This window comes from Aminobacter sp. P4_D5 (genome assembly GCF_056401815.1).
Genome location: NZ_JBFUIP010000976.1, coordinates 1 through 613 on the forward strand (window position 1 = coordinate 1; position 613 = coordinate 613).

The window sequence follows — 613 nt, forward strand, 5'->3', positions numbered from 1 at the left end:
GATGCGGCCGGCGCGATCCTCTTTGCGGCGGAGGCGGCGACGAAGGCGAGCCTGGACGCCATCCAGATTCTCGGCGGCAACGGCTATATCAACGACTACCCGACCGGCCGGCTGCTGCGCGACGCCAAGCTCTACGAGATCGGCGCCGGCACCAGCGAGATCCGCCGGCTGCTGATCGGCCGCGAGCTCTTCCGCGAGACCGCCTGATCCCCTCTTATCAGATGTGAACCCAGGGCGTGCGGAGTTCCGCGAGAACGCGGCTGCGATACGCGCGCGCGGTGCTGGGCCGCTCCGAGCATGCCCGACCTCCCAGGGAGAGCTACGGAATCCATTTCCGGACGGTTCTTGACTTGACCGCCACGGTTGGGATCATGTCTGCATTGCGGACATCAGCCGCACACCTGACAGAAGATGGGTTGAAGCGAGTAGGTCAGCAGAGGGGCAACGCGAGATGGCCGATGAACAGGGCGCGCCGACAGGGGCAGTGGCCGCGGACCCGAGCCGAGGGAATGTGATCCGGATCGCGAAGGCAGAGGAAGGCTCCGCAAAGGGGGAGTTCTGGGCGGTGCTGCGCGCCGTCATCTTCCTGGTCTGCGGCATTCTCGTGCTGGGC

General features: G+C 66.2%; 1 protein-coding gene. It reads left to right on the forward strand.

The features are described from left to right. The coding region (locus tag AC1DWF_RS36160; RefSeq protein ID WP_476843267.1) for an acyl-CoA dehydrogenase family protein at positions 1 to 207 on the forward strand (207 nt) is incomplete at its 5' end. Positions 208 to 613: the final 406 nt, after the last annotated feature.